At 64.9% G+C, this 18768-nt stretch carries 13 protein-coding genes; 6 read left to right on the top strand and 7 right to left on the bottom strand.

All coding sequences use genetic code 11. The annotated features are described in order from the left end of the window. Positions 1 to 37 precede the first annotated feature (37 nt). From ACFFJ7_RS00500 to ACFFJ7_RS00480, 5 genes are all read right to left on the bottom strand, one after another. Positions 38 to 1369, bottom strand: a complete 1332-nt coding sequence (locus ACFFJ7_RS00500; protein WP_377590202.1) for a dicarboxylate/amino acid:cation symporter — start codon at positions 1367 to 1369, stop codon at positions 38 to 40. 295 nt (positions 1370 to 1664) lie between these two features. Next, on the bottom strand, positions 1665 to 2816 hold the full coding sequence (gene lldD / locus ACFFJ7_RS00495) for an FMN-dependent L-lactate dehydrogenase LldD (RefSeq protein ID WP_377590200.1): 1152 nt from the start codon (positions 2814 to 2816) through the stop codon (positions 1665 to 1667). Positions 2817 to 2880: 64 nt separating this feature from the next. After that, on the bottom strand, positions 2881 to 4122 hold the full coding sequence (locus tag ACFFJ7_RS00490; RefSeq protein ID WP_377590197.1) for a complex I 51 kDa subunit family protein: 1242 nt from the start codon (positions 4120 to 4122) through the stop codon (positions 2881 to 2883). A gap of 5 nt (positions 4123 to 4127) precedes the next feature. Continuing rightward, entirely contained in the window at positions 4128 to 5753 is a 1626-nt protein-coding gene (locus ACFFJ7_RS00485) for an FAD-binding protein (RefSeq protein ID WP_377590195.1), read from the bottom strand. A 4-nt stretch (positions 5754 to 5757) separates the two neighbouring features. Continuing rightward, positions 5758 to 6426 carry a 4Fe-4S dicluster domain-containing protein gene (locus ACFFJ7_RS00480; RefSeq protein WP_377590193.1) on the bottom strand — a complete coding sequence of 223 codons (669 nt, stop codon included), beginning with the start codon at positions 6424 to 6426 and terminating at the stop codon, positions 5758 to 5760. 400 nt (positions 6427 to 6826) lie between these two features. On the opposite strand from ACFFJ7_RS00480, the gene ACFFJ7_RS00475 reads away from it, so the two are divergent. The 6 genes from ACFFJ7_RS00475 (at position 6827) to ACFFJ7_RS00450 (ending at position 15292) form a co-directional block, all read left to right on the top strand. Further along, positions 6827 to 8827, top strand: coding sequence for a sensor histidine kinase (locus tag ACFFJ7_RS00475; protein ID WP_166953639.1), 2001 nt, complete (start codon positions 6827 to 6829; stop codon positions 8825 to 8827). Beyond that, positions 8820 to 10145: a sigma-54-dependent transcriptional regulator gene (locus ACFFJ7_RS00470; RefSeq protein WP_166953637.1), complete on the top strand. Its 1326-nt coding sequence runs from the start codon at positions 8820 to 8822 to the stop codon at positions 10143 to 10145. The genes ACFFJ7_RS00475 and ACFFJ7_RS00470 overlap by 8 nt, the downstream gene beginning before the upstream one ends. A 400-nt stretch (positions 10146 to 10545) precedes the next feature. Further along, entirely contained in the window at positions 10546 to 12198 is a 1653-nt protein-coding gene (locus tag ACFFJ7_RS00465; protein ID WP_377590191.1) for an NAD-dependent malic enzyme, read from the top strand. Positions 12199 to 12262: 64 nt separating this feature from the next. After that, on the top strand, positions 12263 to 13942 hold the full coding sequence (locus ACFFJ7_RS00460; protein ID WP_377590189.1) for an aspartate:alanine exchanger family transporter: 1680 nt from the start codon (positions 12263 to 12265) through the stop codon (positions 13940 to 13942). A gap of 75 nt (positions 13943 to 14017) precedes the next feature. After that, positions 14018 to 14482, top strand: a complete 465-nt coding sequence (locus ACFFJ7_RS00455; RefSeq protein ID WP_377590187.1) for a DUF411 domain-containing protein — start codon at positions 14018 to 14020, stop codon at positions 14480 to 14482. A 72-nt stretch (positions 14483 to 14554) separates the two neighbouring features. Next, positions 14555 to 15292 carry an HAD family hydrolase gene (locus ACFFJ7_RS00450; RefSeq protein WP_377590185.1) on the top strand — a complete coding sequence of 246 codons (738 nt, stop codon included), beginning with the start codon at positions 14555 to 14557 and terminating at the stop codon, positions 15290 to 15292. Between the two features lie 3 nt (positions 15293 to 15295). Here the strand turns inward: ACFFJ7_RS00450 and ACFFJ7_RS00445 are convergent, their stop codons facing one another. Continuing rightward, a complete protein-coding gene (locus ACFFJ7_RS00445) occupies positions 15296 to 17197 on the bottom strand; it encodes an FUSC family protein (protein ID WP_377590183.1) in 1902 nt (633 codons plus the stop codon). Between the two features lie 493 nt (positions 17198 to 17690). Beyond that, complete coding sequence (locus ACFFJ7_RS00440; protein ID WP_377590181.1) at positions 17691 to 18746, bottom strand: ABC transporter ATP-binding protein; 1056 nt, start codon at positions 18744 to 18746, stop codon at positions 17691 to 17693. Between the last annotated feature and the right edge of the window lie 22 nt (positions 18747 to 18768).

The following is an 18768-nucleotide window of genomic DNA, read 5'->3' as shown; positions in this document are numbered from 1 at the left end:
CTGGAAGCGTTCGCCCTGCGTCGTCATTCATGCGTCGTCATTCGGAAGCTGTCTCCGGCTGCTGCGGAGAGGAAGAGCCGGCCCCTGCGTTGCCGCTCAGCGCGGCGCGCAACCTGTCCTCGTCCAGTTCGCCTTCCCAGCGCGCCACAACGAGACACGCCACCGCGTTGCCGACGAGGTTCGTCAGCGCGCGACATTCGGACATGAAGCGATCCACGCCGAGGATCAGGGCCATGCCCGCGACCGGGACGGAGGGCACGACTGAAAGCGTCGCGGCGAGCGTGATGAAACCCGCGCCCGTGATGCCGGCCGCGCCTTTCGAACTCAGCATGGCCACGAGCAGCAGCACGACCTGTTCCCCGAGCGAAAGGTCTATCCCGACCGCCTGCGCGATGAACAGCACCGCCATGGTCATGTAGATGTTGGTGCCGTCGAGATTGAAGGAATAGCCCGTGGGGATGACGAGACCGACGACGGACTTCGTCGCCCCGGCCGCCTCCATCTTCTGCATCAGGCTCGGAAGCGCCGCCTCGGACGAACTCGTGCCGAGCACAACCAGCAGTTCCTCCTTGATGTAGCGGAGCAGCGAAAAAATCGAAAAGCCGTTGAACCGCGCGACTGCGCCAAGGACGACCACGACGAAGAAAAAAGCCGTGAAGTAAAACGCGATCACCAGCTTGACGAGGTTCGCGATCGAACCGACACCGTATTGCCCGACGGTAAAGGCCATGCCGCCGAAAGCGCCGATGGGCGCGGCGTTCATCAGGATCGAGACGAGCTTGAAGATAGGCGCCGTCACAGCCTGAAGGAATTCCAGAACGGGTTTCCCCGGTTCGCCCGCCGAGGCGAGCGCAAGGCCGAAAAGCACGGCGATGAACAGCACCTGCAGGATGTTGCCCTCGGAGAAGGCCCCCATCATGGTGTTGGGAATGATGCTCAACAGAAAACCCACCAGCGTGCTCTCGTGGGCCTGGTCGGCGTAACCCTGCACCGCCGCGCCGTCGAGCGTCGCCGGGTCGATGTTGAGCCCCGCGCCCGGCTGCGCGATGTTGCCGACACAAAGTCCGATCATCAGCGCCAAGGTCGAAAAGAACAGGAAGTAGACCATGGATTTGCCCACGACCCGGCCAACCTTCCCGAGGTCGCTCATGCTGCCGATGCCGGTGGATACGGTGAGGAAGATGACCGGCACGATGATCATCTTCACCAGCTTGATGAAGGCGTCGCCGAAGGGCTTCATGGCCGTTCCCGCCTCGGGCCAGAAATGGCCGAGGGTGATGCCCGCGACGATCGCAAGTATCACCTGTGCATAGAGGTGCCGATAGAACGGCTGTTTGCGTATCGGTTTGGCGGTTTGCGATATCAACACCGGCTTCTCCCTCGGCCATCGCTATCCCGATGAACGGGACTTCTTCTGCATGACTTCGTTCGCAAGCCGCATGCCAATGTTATAATCATTTGAAAAACATGGGTTTTCCGCGAATTAGTGCCTCACCGCCGCCGATCCTGTCCGGTAATCCGTAACTGGTCCCGGCGCGTTTTCCGGTTTTCCGCACGCCCGGTTCGGGACAGGGTTGAGCCAGCCGCCGGCTGCCCGCAAACGACGAGGCCGGCTTCTCGCCGGCCCGCCCGTACATCCTCGGCAACCGTCCGTCCTGGTCCGGTCAGGCCGGTTTCTCCAGCCCGCGCACGACGCTGTCACGTGTTATTTCCCTTATCGAGCGCGCTCCGGTAAGCGTCATCGCCACCCGCATTTCGCGGGCGAAGATATCGAGGAGGTTCTCGACCCCTTTCTGGCCGGCCGCCGCCAGTGCGTATACGAAAGCGCGGCCGAGAAGAACGGCGTTCGCCCCCTGCGCCAGCATCCGGACGACGTCGAGGCCCGAGCGCACGCCCGAGTCGGCAAGCACGGCCAGATCGCCGGCAACGGTGTCGGCGATCGCCGGAAGGGCGCGAACGCTGGACAGGACGCCATCGAGCTGGCGTCCTCCATGGTTCGACACGACGATGCCGTCAGCGCCGAAACGCACCGCGTCGCGCGCGTCCTCCGGGTCGAGAATTCCCTTGATGATCATCGGGCCCTTCCAGAAATCCCTGATCCATTGCAGGTCGCTCCAGCCGATCGAGGGATCGAAGTTGGCGCCGAGCCAGCCGACGTAGTCCTCCAGCCGGGTTTTCCGGTTGCGGTAGGCCGATACATTGCCCAGATCGTGCGGCCGTCCGAGAAGCCCGACATCGCAGGCCCAAACGGGATGCGTGAAAGCCTGCAGCAGGCGCCGGGCCGCTGCGTTCGGCCCCGACATGCCAGAATGGGCATCGCGGTATCGGGCGCCGGGAACCGGCATGTCGACGGTGAAGACGAGCGTACGGATGCCGGCCGCCCACGCCCGGTCCAGCACGTTCTTCATGAAGCCGCGATCCTTCAGCACGTAAAGCTGGAACCATATCGGCCGTGCGCTGCGGCCCTGCACTTCCTCCAGGGAGCAGACGGAAACGGTGGACAGCGTGAAGGGCAGCCCCTTCGCCTCCGCGGCACGCGCGGCCAGCACCTCTCCCCGGCGGGCATACATGCCCGTCAGGCCCACGGGCCCGAGCGCCACCGGCATGGCGAACGCCTCGCCGAACACCTCCGTCGAGAGATCGACCTCGCCGACGCTCTTCAGCACGCGCTGCCGGAGCGCCAGCGCGGAAAGGTCCCCGACGTTGCGCCGCAAGGTCTGTTCCGCATAGGCACCGCCGTCGATATAGTGGAACAGGAAGGGCGGCAAACGCCGCTGTGCGGCTTCCCGGTAATCCGTGGAAGAAGAAACGATCATATCAGGCATTCCCTTGCGTCATCGCATCGTGCCGAAAGATTGGGGAAGTGACATGCCGGCGGGCTCAGACGCCGGGCGTCGCATATTCCTCCGGAAATGTCTGGAGGGAGCTTTGCACCACCGTGACCGCGCCATCTATCAGCGCGCACCGCCCGCTGCCCGGCAGGATGAGGCAGAGATGGCCGAGCGCCCGCCTGTCCGCCTCCGTGCCCCGCCCGGTCGCAATGCGGTCGAGCAGGCGCGCCATCTGGAAGGTGCCGCATTTGCACGGCGGGCATTGCCCGCACGAGCCATTGGCGAAGAACTCGACATATTCGGCGACCTTGCGCACGATGCTGGTGCCTTCCGAAATAACGATCATGGCCCCCGTACCCAGGCGGGACTGACGGCTGCGCACCGAATCGAAATCGAGCGGCACGTCGAGATCGCGCGCCGTCAGCAGCGTGTTGGACGGCCCGCCGGTGAAAACCGCCTTGAAGGCCCGGCCGCCCAGCATGCCCCCACCGTGGGTGAAGATCAGTTCCTGGAGACTGGTGCCCATCGGCAATTCATAGAGGCCGGGTTCGAGCACATCCCCCGAGAGGGAGAACAGCTTGGTGCCGCTCGCGCCGCCAATGCCGAGATTGCGGTACCAGTCCGCGCCGTTCTTCAGGATATGCGGGACGTTGGCGAGGGTCTCCGTGTTGTTGATCAGCGTCGGGCGGTCGTTGACACCTTTTTCGAAAGGAAACGGCGGCTTGCGGCGCGGAAACGGGAAGCTTCCATTCAGCCAGCGTACGACCGCCGACTCCTCTCCGCCGATGTAGCGCCCTGAACTCGGCGCCACCGACAGCCGCACATTCCGTCCCACGACACGCTCCACCTCGGTCAGCAGGCCGCTGTCCGTCCACTCGGCCACCGCATGGCGCATGGCCTCGATGCCCTCCGCCTGGCGGGGATTGATGTAGAAGATCACTGTGCCGGCGCGGATGGCCACAGCCGCGATCAACGCGCCTTCGATGACCTGATGTGGCGTCCACCGCAGAAGGTAGCGGTCCTTGAACGTCCCCGGCTCATCCTCGTTGCCGTTGCATACGACGTACTTCTCGCCGTCCGCCATCTCGGCCGCCGCCGTCCATTTGCGCCAAGTGGGAAAGCCGGCACCACCCATGCCCCGCAGGTCCGCCGCCCGCAGCGTGGGGATGATGTCCTGCGGTCGGTCCAGCGCCCGCGCGAGCCCCTCGCCGCCTCCCGCGCTCGTCCAGGCGGCGAGGTTCGCGCCAACCCCGATCGCCGGATCGAGAAGAACCGAATTGAGCCCTGCCATGATCTTCAACCTTTTCCACCAGCCGCCATATGGCTGCGCAGTTCGAAATTGCCGTAGGCCGGATAAAGAACGGGAGAGAGCGACCCGCCGGTCACACCGGCGCGGGTCAGTTCACGCCGCCACCGCTGTACATGCCCTAGGCCGATCCGCCCGTGGGCGAGGGGCGTGCCCGCCTGACCGGCCGCCGCCGCGCCGGCGCGCCTGCCGAAGACGAAAATGTCGAGCAGCGCGTTGCCCATCAGGCGGTTGCGACCGTGAACACCCCCCGCCACCTCGCCGGCGCAGTAAAGGCCCTCGACGCTGGTGGCGCCGTTCCCGTCGATCGCCACGCCCCCGTTCTGGTAATGCAGGGTCGGATAGACGAGCAGCGGATCGACGCACGGATCGACACCGCAACGGTGAGCAAGGTGCTTCAGCGAGACGAGCTGCTTGTCGAGGAGTTGCGGCCGCTCTTTCAGCAGCCCCGGCGTATCGAGAAACACGCCGACCGATCCGTCACGCCCGACGCCGCGGCCTTGCGCGCATTCCCGCAGGATGGCGGCTGTCACGACGTCTCGCGGCGCCAGCTCATCGATGAAGCGTTCGCCCAGCCCGTTGATCAGCCTGGCGCCGACCGAACGCACCGCTTCGGAGATCAGCCCGCCGGCAAGATGCGGCGGATGGGCCACTCCGGTCGGATGATACTGGAACGAATCGACCTCCCGCAGCCGCGCGCCAATGCGATAGGCCAGCGCCAGACCATCGGCAGTCGCCCCATAGTGGTTCGATGTGGCGAAGCCCGTCAGGTGCAGGCGCCCCGCCCCGCCCGTCGCCAGTATGACGGCGCCGGCGCGCACCAGCTTGAAGACGCGGTGTTCGAGATCGTAGAGCACCGCGCCCGCACAACGGCCATATTCGTCCGACAGCAACTCGATGGCGGGAGACCGGTTGAGCACCGTCACGCCGCGGTCGAGTTCCACCGCCTCGCGCAGCACGCGCATGATCTCCAGACCGGTGAAATCGCGGTGACTCAGGATACGCGCGGCCGTTGTGCCGCCGGCGCGTTTGCGCATGAGGCGCGCGCCAGGGGCAGCCCCCTCGGCGAGATCGAAATCGACGCCGAGCCCGATCAGCCAGCGGACGACATCCGGCCCGTCGCCGGCGAGCCGCGCCACGAGTGCGGGATCGGCCGCACGGTGGCCGCCTCTCATCGTGTCATCGAAATGGCGTTGCAGGCTGTCGTCTTCTCCCAAAGCCGCCTGTATGCCGCCTTCGGCCATCACCGTGTTGCTGTCGCCGATGCGCAGCTTGGCCGCGACCACGACCTCGGCCCCGGCGGCGCGCGCCGAAAGCGCGGCGGCCGCGCCCGCGCCACCGCCGCCGACCACCAGAACGTCCGTGCTCATCGGCGCGATTGCGGCGAGGTCGACGTCGCCAATCAGCGCATCGCCTTCCACGACGCGCGCCAGCGCAGGATGGCAGGGATCGCCCCTGTTGGGACCAACCCTGAGCGATACGCGCGCCTCCGGCCCGGCGTCGGGATGATAGGCTTCCAGCAGTTCCTCCCGCGACAGCGGATCGGGACGCAACACCGGATCGGCGTCGCGGACCAGCGACGCCATCGCCTGCTCGAAAGCGATTGCGGATATCATGATGTCAACCTTTCCGCGCCGCGCCAGCGGCTGCGTCGTGATCGTCCCGGCCGGAGAAATCGATCGGCTGCTGGCCGCGCTCGATTTCGGCCAGCCGCGCGATGAGATCAGAGGGGCGCAGGCCGAGCGCCGTCACGGCGCGGCGCACCATGAGGCCCAGATGGTTCGGCCAGATGTGCTCCGGACAGGCGAGCGTGCAGAGATTGCACATCACGCACTGGTCGAAGATATCGGCTGCCCCCGCCAGATTGCCGGCCGCCGCCAGCGCCACGCCGCGTTGCACCTCAAGCCCTTTCGGACAGGCCCTGTCGCATCCGCCGCAATGGCGGCAATGGTCCGCCTCGGGAAAGACATCCCTCACCGCGTCCGCGATGCGCCAGCTATCGGTGATGCCGACAATGTCGTAAACATGCGGCCTGTGCGGGGTGAAATAGTCGATGAAGCTGACCTGCATGCCGTTTTCCGCGCTGGTTTCGCAGGCCAGCACTGTGGAGACCTCCCTTTCGCCTTCCCGGCGCACCAGACAGCGGCACGCCCCGCAAACGCCCTGCCCCATGCAGCCCACATTGGAGGTCAGGGGCGTGCCGTCCGCCGTCGCGGCCTGCAGCAGGGACAGAGGCGGTTCCACCGTCAGTTCCCGGCCGTCTATGCTCAAGCGAATACGATCTGACATGAGAAGGAAACTCCCCGATTCCGTTGACCGACAGGCGCACAGAGGTCGGCCATGTCTTCTTCGGAGGCGTCGCAAGCGCCGTGCCAAGGCTGGAGTTTTTCTCAATTCATTGTACGCGGGGATTTATCCCGGCTCCGTCCGTGCCGCGGCAGCAGGATCGTTCGGGTTTCCGAACACCGCCGCCGGCGTGACAGTCGGAAATCCGAACGCGCAGAAGCCGTCGCCCGAAAAAAGCCAGCAGAACAAGGCAGAAGGCCGCCGTGCCCGAGTGGCATCCGTTTTGCTGAATATTGATCGAGCGCCGGCTGAAGACGGGTGATGCGATCTCCCGCAAACAGGCGATATGCCAGGACTGCTTCGGGCGGCCAGAGCCTGAAAAGGACAGGACAGGTGAACCACGATGACGGCAACAGCGATCAACGACGGTCAGGATACCGCCGCACGCAACGCGCGGACGATCCCGTGCCGCTATGCGGGACGTTGCAGCATCGCGTGCCATCAATTCGACGACTATCCGCTGGACCCGGGCGCCTTCGGCGAGAAGGAGTGCATACTGCGCCACCGCCGAAGGGGCACGCTGATATTCGCACTGGTCACGGCGCTGCTGGTGATCCTCTGCTTCGCCGCGACCTTCGTCTGGTCGGAGCGCAGGGAGTTCGCCGACCTGAAGGTGCTTGGCGAAGAACGCCTGCGCCAGTCGATCGCCCGTCTGGAGCATGAAATCGATAAGTTCAACATCCTGCCGCTGGCGATCGCGGCCCACGAGCAGACAGGTGCGTTCCTGCTCTCGCGCGACCGCGCGGGCGCCGTGGCGGACATGAATGCGTATCTTGCCCGGATAAACGAGGCCGCCGGCACCGTGGGAATCTTCCTGATCGATACGAGCGGCACCATGATCGCAGCCAGCAACGGAGGAGAGAAGAACAGCTTCGTGGGGCGCGACGTCTCCTATCGGCCCTACTTCCAGATCGCGAGGCAAGGGAGCGTGACAGGCTATTACGGCATCGGAACCACCGACAATCTTGCCGGCTATTATCTCGCCACGGCGGTGGAGAGGGACGGTCACCGCGTCGGCGTGGTGGCTGTCAAGATCGATCTGGAGCGCATCGAGCAGGACTGGCTGATCGGCAACGATCCGCTGATGGTGGTGAGCGACACCAATAACATCGTCCTGCTCTCCTCTCGCGCGGACTGGAAATATCTCAGCCTCGGGCCGATCGAGCCGGGCAAGATCGAGCAATTCAACCAGACGCAGCAGTATAACCGGCACATTCTGGAAGCTCTCGACTGGAGAACGGACAGCCTGGCGAGCGACGGCAGCCGGTTCGTATCGATAACGGAAGGATCGCGCACCCGGACATACCTTGCGGGCTCACGCTTCCTGCCGAACGTCTCGATGACGCTGACGGTCCTTTCCGACTATTCCGGGATCGCCCGCAAGGCCGCCCTGCCGGCGACGATCGCCGCGATCATCGTCGTCGTGGTCGCCCTGAGCCTCTATATCTTCAATCAGCGGCGACTGGTCATCCGGGAGCGTCTGCTGACGCGCGATGCGCTGCAGGAGGCCTATACGCGACTTAAGGATCAGTTCGAGGACCGCAACCGGCAACTGCGCGCGGCCAACGAGGACCTGCGACGGGAGGTGGCCGAGCGCATACAGGCCGTCCAGCGGCTGAAGGATTTTCAGGAAGAGATGATACGGACGGAAAACCTAGCGGTAATCGGCCAGCTCTCGGCGGGGCTGGCGCATGAAATCAACCAGCCGTTGGCGGCGCTTTCCACCCTGTCGGAGAACGCCGTGCGCTTCCTCGAACTCAACGACCTGGGCACGGTGCGCCACAACCTCCAGCGCATCTGCGATCTCGTCCACCGCATGGGCGTGCTGACAGGACAGCTGCGCTCTTTCGCCCGGCGCACGGATGGGGAGGTCGGCAGCGTGGATGTCGAGCGTTCCGTCGAACGCGCCGTGGCGTTGCTCAATCACCGCATCCAGAAAGAGAAAGTGCGCATCGATGTCCGCCGGCCGGAAGCCCCGATCAAGGTCCTCGGCGATGCCGTGCGTCTCGAACAGGTTCTGGTCAACCTCATCAGCAACGCCATGGATGCGCTGCAGGGGAACGGCGAGCCTTGTATCGGGATCGCCGCCCGGGTAGACGGCAACCGGGCGGTCATCGAGGTCGCGGACAATGGTCACGGGCTTAGCGCAACGGTCATCGAAAAGCTCTTCATGCCCTTTTTCTCAACCAAGAAAACGAACGGCCTCGGCCTCGGGCTCGCCATATCGCAAGACATTGTCCGCCGCTTCGGCGGAGACCTGACGGCAGCCAATCGCCCTGCGGGCGGCGCGGTTTTCCGGATCACGATGCCCCTCGCCAACACCCCGGAGAAGGACAATGCTTGATCATGACGTGCTGGTGATCGAGGACGACGAGGACGTGCGGCTCGGCTGCCTGCAGGCGCTGGCCCTCCACAACATCAAGGCCATCGGCTACGAGGCGGTGGAAAATGTGCCGAGGGCGCCGATGCGCGACTTTCCCGGCATCATCGTTTCGGACATCAACCTGCCGGGCATGGACGGCCTGAGCTATTTTGCCCAGCTCAAGGACAAGGACCCGGATCTGCCCGTCATCATGATCACGGGACACGGCGACATCGCGACGGCCGTGCAGGCGATGCGCGACGGCGCCTATGATTTCATCGAGAAGCCGTTCGCGTCGCAGCATTTCGCCAGCGTCGTGCAGCGGGCGCTGGAGAAGCGGCGGCTGGCGATGGAGGTCCGGCGGCTGCGCCGGCAGCTCGCGGCCATGGGCGACATCGAAAGCCGCATCGTCGGCACCTCGCAGGCGATCGTGGAGCTGCGCGAACTGGTTCAGGAACTGGCGGCTGTGCCGACCGATGTCATGATCCTCGGTGAGACCGGCACCGGCAAGGAGCTGATCGCCCGATACCTGCACGATCTTTCCGGCCGCAAGGGACCTTTCGTGGCGCTCAACTGCGGGGGCCTTCCCGAAACGCTGTTCGAGAGCGAGATCTTCGGCCACGAGGCCGGGGCTTTCTCCGGCGCGACCAAGCAGCGCATCGGCAAGGTCGAATACGCCAACAGGGGGACGCTGTTCCTCGACGAGATCGAGAGCATGCCGATGTCCATGCAGGTGAAGCTGCTGCGCGTGCTGCAGGAGCGCGTCGTCGAGCGGCTCGGCTCCAACAAGGTCATTCCCGTCGACTTCCGCGTCATCGCCGCCACCAAGGCCGATCTGCTGCAGCTTTCCGTGGAGGGCAAGTTCCGCAGCGATCTGCATTTCCGGCTGAACATCGCCAGTATCGAGCTGCCGCCGCTTCGCAACCGGCGCGAAGACATTCCGCTGCTGTTCGAGCACTTCGTCGATCAGGCTGCCCTGCGCCTCAATCGCGAGCCGCCGCCGATCAGGGAACAGGTAATCCTCGACCTGATGGCCCATAACTGGCCGGGCAACGTACGCGAGTTGCGCAATCAGGCGGAACGTTTTCTCCTCGGCCTCAAATCCGGGCCCGGCAGCGAGGCCGGCTCCGGCCCCATCTCGCTGACGGCCGCCGTAGAAAGCTTCGAGCGCAGCCTCATCCAGGAGGAGCTGAAGCGCAACAACGGAAACATCTCCCGGACCGCAGAAGCCATGATGATTGCCAAGACCACGCTGTTCGACAAGATCCGCAAGTACGACATTCGCATCCGCGAGACCTGAGAGCCGCCGTCCGTCCGGAACATGCCGCGGCCGCGCCGCCCCCGAACCCGGGGCGGCGCGGCCTTTTGTTTTCCAAGCCGCTGCCAACCGGCAACGGCATCCCTGCGACATGTTGACCCGCAGACCTGCTCCTGGCGCGGATTTTTCCCTTTTTCCATCCTCCCGCAGCCATTTATCGGCCCGCGGAAGCGCCGTGGTCGGATACCCGAAAACCGGAAAACGGCGATTTTCGGGAAATCGGCCGAATGCCGGAGAGCATTCGGCTAATAATTTAAAATAATCTTTATTTATCAATAGTTTGATAGAAAATCTCATCCTGGCACCCGCGTTGCAAAGGTGTAGGCGAGCCCGGCAGTGGACGTCGCGGCTCGCGGACACGCACAGGAGAGGAAGTTCAATAATGGCTGCAATCACCGTCACCAACGCGGAACTGAGCCAGGACAGCGATGACATCGGATTGACGTTGCTGCACGATCCCGTCCAGAACAAGGGCACCGCCTACACCCGCGAGGAGCGCCACCAGCTCGGGCTGGAGGGGCTGCTGCCGCACGCGGTTGAAACGCTCGACCGGCAGGTCGAGCGCGTTCTCGATCACCTCGGCCGCCTGAAGGACGATCTGGACCAGTACAACTATCTCATGGATCTTGAGGCGCGCAACGAGACGGTCTTCTACAAGACCGTCATGTCCGACCCCAAGCGCTTCATCCCGATCCTCTACGATCCCACGGTCGCCGATGCCTGCGAAGCCTTCGGCAACCTCTATCGCCGCCCGCGCGGCATGTACATCACCCGCCACATGAAGGGCCGCATCGCGGACGTGCTGCGTAACTGGCCGCAACGGGATGTGCGTTTCGTCTGTGTGTCGACGGGCGGCCGCATCCTCGGCCTCGGCGACATCGGTGCCAACGGCATGGGTATCCCGATCGGCAAGCTGCAGCTCTACACCGCTTGCGCCGCCGTTCCCCCGCAGGTTCTGCTGCCAGTCCTTTTCGATATCGGCACGACGAACGAGCACCTGCGCGCCGACCCGTTCTACCTCGGCACCCGCGAGGCGCCGCTGCCGGAAAAGGAACTCGACGAGCTGACGGAAGAGTTCATCGAGGCCGTCAACGAGGTGTTCCCGGGCTGCTGCGTCCACTTCGAGGACTGGAAGGGCACCGACGCCATCCGCATGCTGGACCGCTACAAGGACAAGGTCCTGTGTTACAACGACGACATCCAGGGCACGGCCGCCGTCGCTCTGGCGGGCATCTCCGCCGGCCTGAAGCAGGCGGGCGGCAAGCTGCAGGATCAGCGGATCCTGTTCCTCGGCGCCGGTTCCGCCGGTCTCGGCATCTCCAAGCTGATCGCCGCCGAGCTGCAGACCCTGGGACTTTCGGCGGAGGAAGCCCGCAAGCGCATCCGCCTGTTCGACGTCAACGGCCTCATCGAATCCTCGCGCACGGACCTCACGGACGCGCAGAAGCCGTGGGCGCAGGACGAGGCGCCCTCCAAAAACTTCATCGACGTGGTGGAGCGCTTCAGGCCGACCGTGCTGATCGGCGTGTCGACCAAGGCCGGCGCCTTCACGCGGGAAGTCATCGAAACCATGGCGCGGCACACGCCCCGGCCCATCATCTTCGCCCTCTCCAACCCCACCCACAAGGCGGAATGTACGGCGGAACAGGCCTACACCTACTCGAAGGGCAAAGCGCTGTTCGCGGCCGGCGTTCAGTTCGACGAGTTCGTCTATGAGGGCAAGACCTATCGCCCGGGACAGGCCAACAATTTCTACATCTACCCGGCCATCGGCCTTGCGACCTACGCCGCGCGTCCGACCCGACTGAACGACGAGTGCTTCATCGTCGCCGCCCACGCAACGGCCGATCAGATCGGCCCGTCGCTCCAGGCCAAGGGCATGCTCTATCCGAGCCAGGACCAGATCATGGAAACGGAGATCACCACAGCCACGCGCATCGTCGAATACATGTTCGATTCCGGCCTTGCCACGGTTGAACGGCCTCCCGAAATCCGGTCGTGGATCGAGAACCTGCTCTACAACCCGACCTACTGAGCGTCTTCTTCGTCCGGTCGAGACAATACGAACCGTCTCGGCCGGGCATTCCGAAGGATCCGTCATGAGTTACTTCGTCACAACCATCCAAAAGTACCCGGAGATTGCGCTCTTCCTGACGATCGGCATCGGCTTCATGTTCGGAAACGTCCGTCTCGGCAAGTTCAGCCTTGGTGTCGTCACAAGCACGCTGCTGGCGGGGCTGCTGGTCGGACAGATCGGCATCACGCTGCCGACCGTGCTCCAGTCCACCTTCTTCGCGATGTTCCTGTTCGCGGTCGGTTACGCGGTTGGCCCGCAGTTCATCCGTGCCATGAAAAGCGATGGCTTGCCTCAGGTCGTTTTCGCGATCATTCTTTGCCTCGTCGGCACTGCGACCGCGATCGTGCTCGGCAAGCTCCTCGGCTACAATGCCGCGCTCACGGCGGGTCTGCTGTCGGGCGGCTATACCAACTCAACCGTGCTCGGCGTCGCCGCGGATCTGATGAACCAGTCCGGCCTTGCGGAGGCGGACCTGAGAGCGTCCCTGGCGTTGTTGCCGGTCGCCTACGCGGTGACCTATCCTTTCGGCACCATCGGCTCGGCCGTGCTGCTGGCCAACATCGCGCCGAGGCTGCTCGGCTTCGATCTCGCCAAGGTCAGCGCGGATTACGAGCGCGCCAACGGCGGCGCCAGGATCGGCACGACGGCCTATCGCGAATACTCCGCCCGCGCCCTGCAGCTCACCAACAGCGCGCTTCTGGGCAAGACCGTCGAGCAGGTCGAAAAGATGTTCAACAACGAGATCTTCATCCGCCGTATGCGCGCGGGCCGGGATGAGGCGATCGTGGAGTGCACGCGCGATACCGTGCTGACCGAAGGGGCCATTCTGGCCGTCTCCGGCGGTCTCGGCGCCTTGCTGGCCTACCGGGACGATTTCGGGCCGGAACTCAAGGACGTCGCGCTGCTCGACTTCTCCACCGAACAGCTCGATCTCGTCGTCACCAACAAGGCCTACGCCAACAGGACGCTCGGCGAGGTCATCCGCACCCTGTTCGGCGAGCCGGGCCGCGGCGTGTTCCTGCTCAAGCTGACCCGCTCCGACACCGTGATGCCGATGCGGGAGGAGATGGAAGTCCACCGCGGCGACGTGCTGACCATCCTCGGCGCCAAGGCGGACGTCGCCAAGATCGCCAAGGAAATGGGGTACGCCGACCGTCCGGTGGAGCGTTCCGACATGGCCTTCATGGCTTTCGGCATCGTGGTCGGCAGCCTGATCGGCGCGATCACGATCCATATCGGAGGCATTCCGCTGTCGCTCGGCACCGCCGTCGGCGCCATCGTGGCGGGCATCATCTGCGGCTATCTGCGCTCGACCATGCGCACCTTCGGCTTCATTCCCGGTCCTGCCATCTGGGTGTTCAACAACGTCGGCCTCAACGGCTTCATCGCCTGCATCGGCCTCAACGCGGCGCTCGGTTTCGTGGGCGGCATCCAGCAATACGGGTTGACGCTGTTCTTCGCCGGCACGCTGGTGACGCTGATGCCGCTCGTCGTGGGCTTGCTGCTTGGACACTACGTGTTCAAGTTCCACCCCGCGATCATGCTCGGAGCCTGCGCCGGCGCGCGCTCCACGACCGCCGCCCTCGGCGCCCTCCAGCAGGAGGCGAAGAGCAACGTGCCGGTCATCGGCTATGCGACGGGCTACGCCGTCTCGCGTCTGGTAATGGCACTGCTGACGATCGTCGTCATGAATGTCTTCTGACGAACATCTCCGCGAACCTCGCCATGGCCGCGCCGTGGCGAGGCCCGGCCATGGAAACGAAAGAGGAGATCACCCATGGGCAAACTCACCCGCCGCGTGCTGCTCGGCGTCGTGTCGATCAATCTTGCCGTCCCGATTGCCTGTGGCCTTGCATTTTTCGCACTGGCCGCGCCGCCGGCGGTCGACGTCTTCCGCTCCCCGGACTGCGGCTGCTGCGGAGGATGGATCGAGCATATGCGTCTGGCGGGCTTTACAGTGAACGAACGGCTCCGGGACGACCCGACGCCGGTCAAGGCGCAGTTCGGCGTGCCCGAAGACCTCTACTCCTGCCATACGGCGGTCATCGACAGATACGTCATCGAGGGGCACGTGCCGGCCGGGGACATACGGCGCCTGCTGCGTGAACGCCCTGCGGCGACGGGTCTCGCCGTTCCCGGCATGCCAGCCGGTTCGCCGGGCATGGAGGTCTCCGACACGGCGGCGCCCTACGACGTGATCCTGTTCGGTCCGTCGGAACGCAAGCGTTTCTCACGGCACTGAACGCAGCCGGACCGGACCGTCAGCCAAAGGACGAGTCACTCATGGGACGATCGACGAAGAAGGAGCGGAACCATGCCAGCGAGCCTTTCCATCCGGTTTACCGGTATCGTGTCTGACAGCGCGCGTCCGATCGTCGTCTTCGATCTCGACGGCACGCTCGCCGATACCGCGCCCGACCTGATCGCCGCGCTGAACGCCACGCTGCAGGCAGAGGGCCTGCCGCCGCTCGTGTCCGAGAGGGCGAGACGCCTGCTCGGCTCCGGAACGCGGTCCATGGTCGAGCGCGGTTTCCGGGAAGCCGGCGTTTTCGGCAGCCCGGCAGACCTTCTGGAAACGCGGTTCCAGCGCTTCCTCGGCTTCTACGGCCGGAATCTCAAGCGGGACACGCGGCTCTTTCCTGGCGTTCCGGAGGCGCTCGACCGTTTCCGGGCGGAAGGCTGGCTGCTGGCGGTGTGCACCAACAAGGCCGAAGACCAGGCCCGCAAGCTGCTCGACCTGCTCGGTATCGGCGACCGGTTCGCGGCTATCTGCGGGTACGACACCTTTGCCTATCGCAAGCCGGACCCGCGCCACCTGACGTTGACAATCGAACGCGCGGGGGCGGACCCGCGCCGCGCGCTGATGGTGGGCGATTCCCGCACGGACATCGCCACCGCCCGCGCGGCCGGCATGCCCGTAATCGCCGTTCCCTTCGGCTACTCGGACATTCCCGTCGCCGCGCTGTCGCCGGACCGTCTGATCCACGATTTCGGCGAGTTGTGGGCAGCCGCCTCCGAACTCTCGGCCGGGATGCGGCGCCCGAAACGCTGATGCTCACGTGCCACTGCGTTCTTCCGCGGCCAGACGGCGGTGCCAGGCGGCGGCGGCTTCCCCGGCGAGCAGCCTGAGCTTGCGAAGCGCGGCCGCGTCCTCGTTCGACAATCTCTGCCAGCGGCGCGGCAGGCCGCCGAGGTCATGCAGGGCCACCTCGGCGGTCGTGCTTGCCAGACCCGCGCGGCGGCGTGCCGCGTAGATGGCCGTCTCGTCCCGTCCCGACGTGACCGCGTCGATGTAGTCGCGGTTGGTCTGCATCCCGTCGCCGATCATCGTGGCGAGGGGCGGGTCGAATTTCGGCCAGAGCAGCAGCGCGGCAAGCAAAGCCGCCAGGCTGCCGACCGTATTATCGAGAATGCGGGCCGAAGCGATGCCGACGCCGGGCTGGAGCAGTTCCGTCACGATGACGAACAGCATGGTGAGGAACAGGACGAAGACGGTATAGTTGACGCTCCGCAGCGCTATCGATACGCCCGCGAGAGGCACCGCCAGCGCCGCGAGCGCATAGGGATGGGTGACGAGGAGCAGGAACGACAGCGCCGCCGCACCGCCGAGCAGGCTTCCGAATATGCGCTCCAGCGCGCGTGTCCACGTCATGCGCGCCGCGCCCTGCATGACGACGATCACCGCCATCGTCGCCCAGTAGGGATAACCGAACCGGAACACCGTCGCGACATAGTAGACGGCCACGACGCCCGACGCCTGCCTCAACGCCTGCTGCAGCGCGGATTTCAATCCGGTTTTCGCGGCCTCGGGCAGTTCTGGAAGAGGCGCCCCGGAAGCGCTTCTTTCGGTTTCCGGATCGTTCACCAGCAGCCGCAGGGCCTGTTCCGCCGCGATCAGGCAGCCGATCGGGAGCTGTCCCGACATGACGGAGCGGCTGCGCTGAAGTCGCCCGATCTGGCGCCGAAGACTGGCCTGTCCCCGCTCGCCGCCATCTATAGCCATCTGGCAGGTGACGACCGCATGCAGCATGGCGCGTGCCGCCACCACCCGTTCGTTCGCCGGGCCTTCCCTGACGACGAAATCATGCTCCAGCGCGATCGCGGCGCTGAACAATGTTTCCGCCGCGTCCTGAAAAAGCAGGAAGGGGCGCAACACCTCATCCGGCTCTCCCTTGTAGCGCGACAGGAGCTGGCGCAGACGCTCAAGGCCGATGCGCACCGACCGGCGGTGCTCCGCATGTCCGGGGTGCCAGATGGCATCCGGATGGCTGCCGTCCCGCGTCGCGACCATTTCGGCGATCATGTCCGACAAACGGGAAAACACCGCGGATGTCATTTTCCGCACCGGCAGCCAGGCGTCGATGCGCCACAGCACATTGATGAGGAGGTACGCCCACGCGCTCCCCAGAAGGAAGGAAAGCGCAAGCTTCGCCGCACCCTCGAACGGCAGCGGAAAGCCGATGGCGACCACGCCAACCACACCGAGCAGCACGGAAAGCGTCCCCGCCTGCGCCAGCCGGTAAGGCAGCAGCGCCGACAGAAAAACCAGCAGCGGGCCGGTGGCGAGCGCCTCCGGCGTGCCGAACGACCCCACCCACGAGCCGACGAAGGCAATCGCCGTTCCCGCGCAGACGAAAACCGCCAGAAGGAAACGGCGGAGACGGTCCGGTCCGGCATTGTCGCAAAGACAGGTCCAGAATGCCGCGAAGACCGCCCAGCCGAATTCGTATTGCCTGCTTCCGATGATCAGGACGAGCGGAAAAGCGACCGCAAGCGCGGCGCGCAGCCCTTCCGCCCCCGTGAAATGTTCCGGCGTCAGCCCGAACGAGCGCAGTTCAAGCCAGCGCGCCGCCCGGCGCACGATGGCCCCGATACCCAGTTTCGTACGCCGGGAGCTTTCGGCATAATGAAGAAGCCGCCTGACGCGGCTCTTCATCTGATGAGAGTAATCGCCCACGGGACCTCCGGATTTCTGTGCAGCCGTGCCGAAAAGCGGCGTCCCGGTCGATGGGGATGTCAGTGGCGCGACGCGGTGTCCTGCCATGGGATACCGGCGCAGGCACCGTAATGGTAGGGCCATTGACGCAATCGACTTATTCGTTATTTGCCGCACTCGCGGCCAACAATATCCATAGATGTTCCGCAAGCCGTTGTTGAAGGCCCCGAAGCGCCCGGATGGCTCGAAGGGCGGACGGCGAGCGAGGCGGCGGCGCGGGCCGCCGGGCGGAGGCCGTCACCGCCCGACGAAGCCGGCACCGTCATCCCGCCACAGCCACGGGCCTCGGGAAAACAATCTTTTCCTTTATATATCAGTCTATTGTACGAACTCGGGACAGGGCCACGCCTCGTCGCTCATGATCGCCGCCGCCATCCGTGGCGGCGGCGAATGGCAGGGTGTTGCGTGCATGTTGAGTCGTTCCTCATCCGCACCCCGGAGCGAGAGGCCCCGGTCAGCGTCGCGCGCCGGTGTCGGACGAGAAAACATGCATGTCGGCGGGCGGGAGCGACAGCAAAACCTTCTGCCCCCGCTCCATATAGCGTCGTTCGCGGATGAGCACCCGCATCGCCGTGCCGGACGTCCGCACCAGCACGAGCGTGTCGAGCCCCGTCTGCTCGACCGCCTCGACGATGCCAGGGGCGCCGTCGTCTCCCAGCCGGACGTGCTCGGGCCTTATGCCGATCCTGACCTTTTCGCCCGGCGACAGCGCGGCCGTGCCGGTCGAAAGCACGAGGCCCCCGGGTGTCACGGCGCTGCGCCCGTCGCCGCGGACCTCGGCGTCCAGCAGATTGATCATCGGCGATCCAATGAACGTGGCAACGAATTCGTTCGCCGGGCGGTCATAGATATCGAGCGGCGTGCCGATCTGTTCGATGCCTCCCCGGTTCATTACGGCGATCTTGTCGCCCATCGTCATCGCCTCGATCTGGTCGTGAGTGACGTAGACCGAGGTTACCCCGAGCTTCTGCTGAAGCGCGCGAATCTCCATGCGCATCTGCACGCGCAGTTGGGCATCCAGGTTGGAGAGCGGCTCGTCGAACAGGAAGGCCTTCGGTTCGCGCACCAGCGCCCGGCCCATCGCGACGCGCTGGCGCTGCCCACCCGAGAGCTGGCGGGGATACCGGTCGAGATAGGCATCGAGGCCGAGCGCCATGCTGGCCTGTTTCGCGCGGCGCAGAATCTCGTCACCCGCCATCCGGCGCATTCTCAGGCCAAAGGTAATGTTCTCAAGCACGGTCTTGTGCGGATAGAGCGCGTAGCTCTGGAACACCATGGCGATGTCGCGGTCGCGCGGATCGAGGTCGTTCACCACGCGGTCGTCGATGCGGATCGCACCCGAGGACACGCTCTCCAGCCCCGCGATCATTCGCAGCAGGGTCGACTTTCCGCAGCCCGACGGCCCGACGAGGATCAGCATCTCGCCGTCGTGGATGTCGAGATTGATATCCCTGATCACGTTCAGCGTACTATAGGATTTCGAGACGTTCTCGAAGGAGATATGGGCCATGTCAGTTCCTCCCACGGCACTT

Origin of the sequence: Pseudochelatococcus lubricantis (assembly GCF_042432495.1) — a bacterium.
Taxonomy (GTDB): Bacteria; Pseudomonadota; Alphaproteobacteria; order Rhizobiales; family Beijerinckiaceae; genus Pseudochelatococcus; species Pseudochelatococcus lubricantis.
This window is presented reverse-complemented; position numbering and strand designations above follow the sequence as displayed.

Coding starts and splice junctions, on each gene's coding strand:
- ACFFJ7_RS00490 (WP_377590197.1), bottom strand. CDS start 4,122: ATGGCAGGGCTCAATTCGGTTCTTCTCGATCCGGCGATCGGGGTTGGC.
- ACFFJ7_RS00455 (WP_377590187.1), top strand. CDS start 14,018: ATGGGCAAACTCACCCGCCGCGTGCTGCTCGGCGTCGTGTCGATCAAT.
- ACFFJ7_RS00480 (WP_377590193.1), bottom strand. CDS start 6,426: ATGTCAGATCGTATTCGCTTGAGCATAGACGGCCGGGAACTGACGGTG.
- ACFFJ7_RS00440 (WP_377590181.1), bottom strand. CDS start 18,746: ATGGCCCATATCTCCTTCGAGAACGTCTCGAAATCCTATAGTACGCTG.
- ACFFJ7_RS00470 (WP_166953637.1), top strand. CDS start 8,820: ATGCTTGATCATGACGTGCTGGTGATCGAGGACGACGAGGACGTGCGG.
- ACFFJ7_RS00465 (WP_377590191.1), top strand. CDS start 10,546: ATGGCTGCAATCACCGTCACCAACGCGGAACTGAGCCAGGACAGCGAT.
- ACFFJ7_RS00485 (WP_377590195.1), bottom strand. CDS start 5,753: ATGATATCCGCAATCGCTTTCGAGCAGGCGATGGCGTCGCTGGTCCGC.
- ACFFJ7_RS00450 (WP_377590185.1), top strand. CDS start 14,555: ATGCCAGCGAGCCTTTCCATCCGGTTTACCGGTATCGTGTCTGACAGC.
- lldD (WP_377590200.1), bottom strand. CDS start 2,816: ATGATCGTTTCTTCTTCCACGGATTACCGGGAAGCCGCACAGCGGCGT.
- ACFFJ7_RS00475 (WP_166953639.1), top strand. CDS start 6,827: ATGACGGCAACAGCGATCAACGACGGTCAGGATACCGCCGCACGCAAC.
- ACFFJ7_RS00460 (WP_377590189.1), top strand. CDS start 12,263: ATGAGTTACTTCGTCACAACCATCCAAAAGTACCCGGAGATTGCGCTC.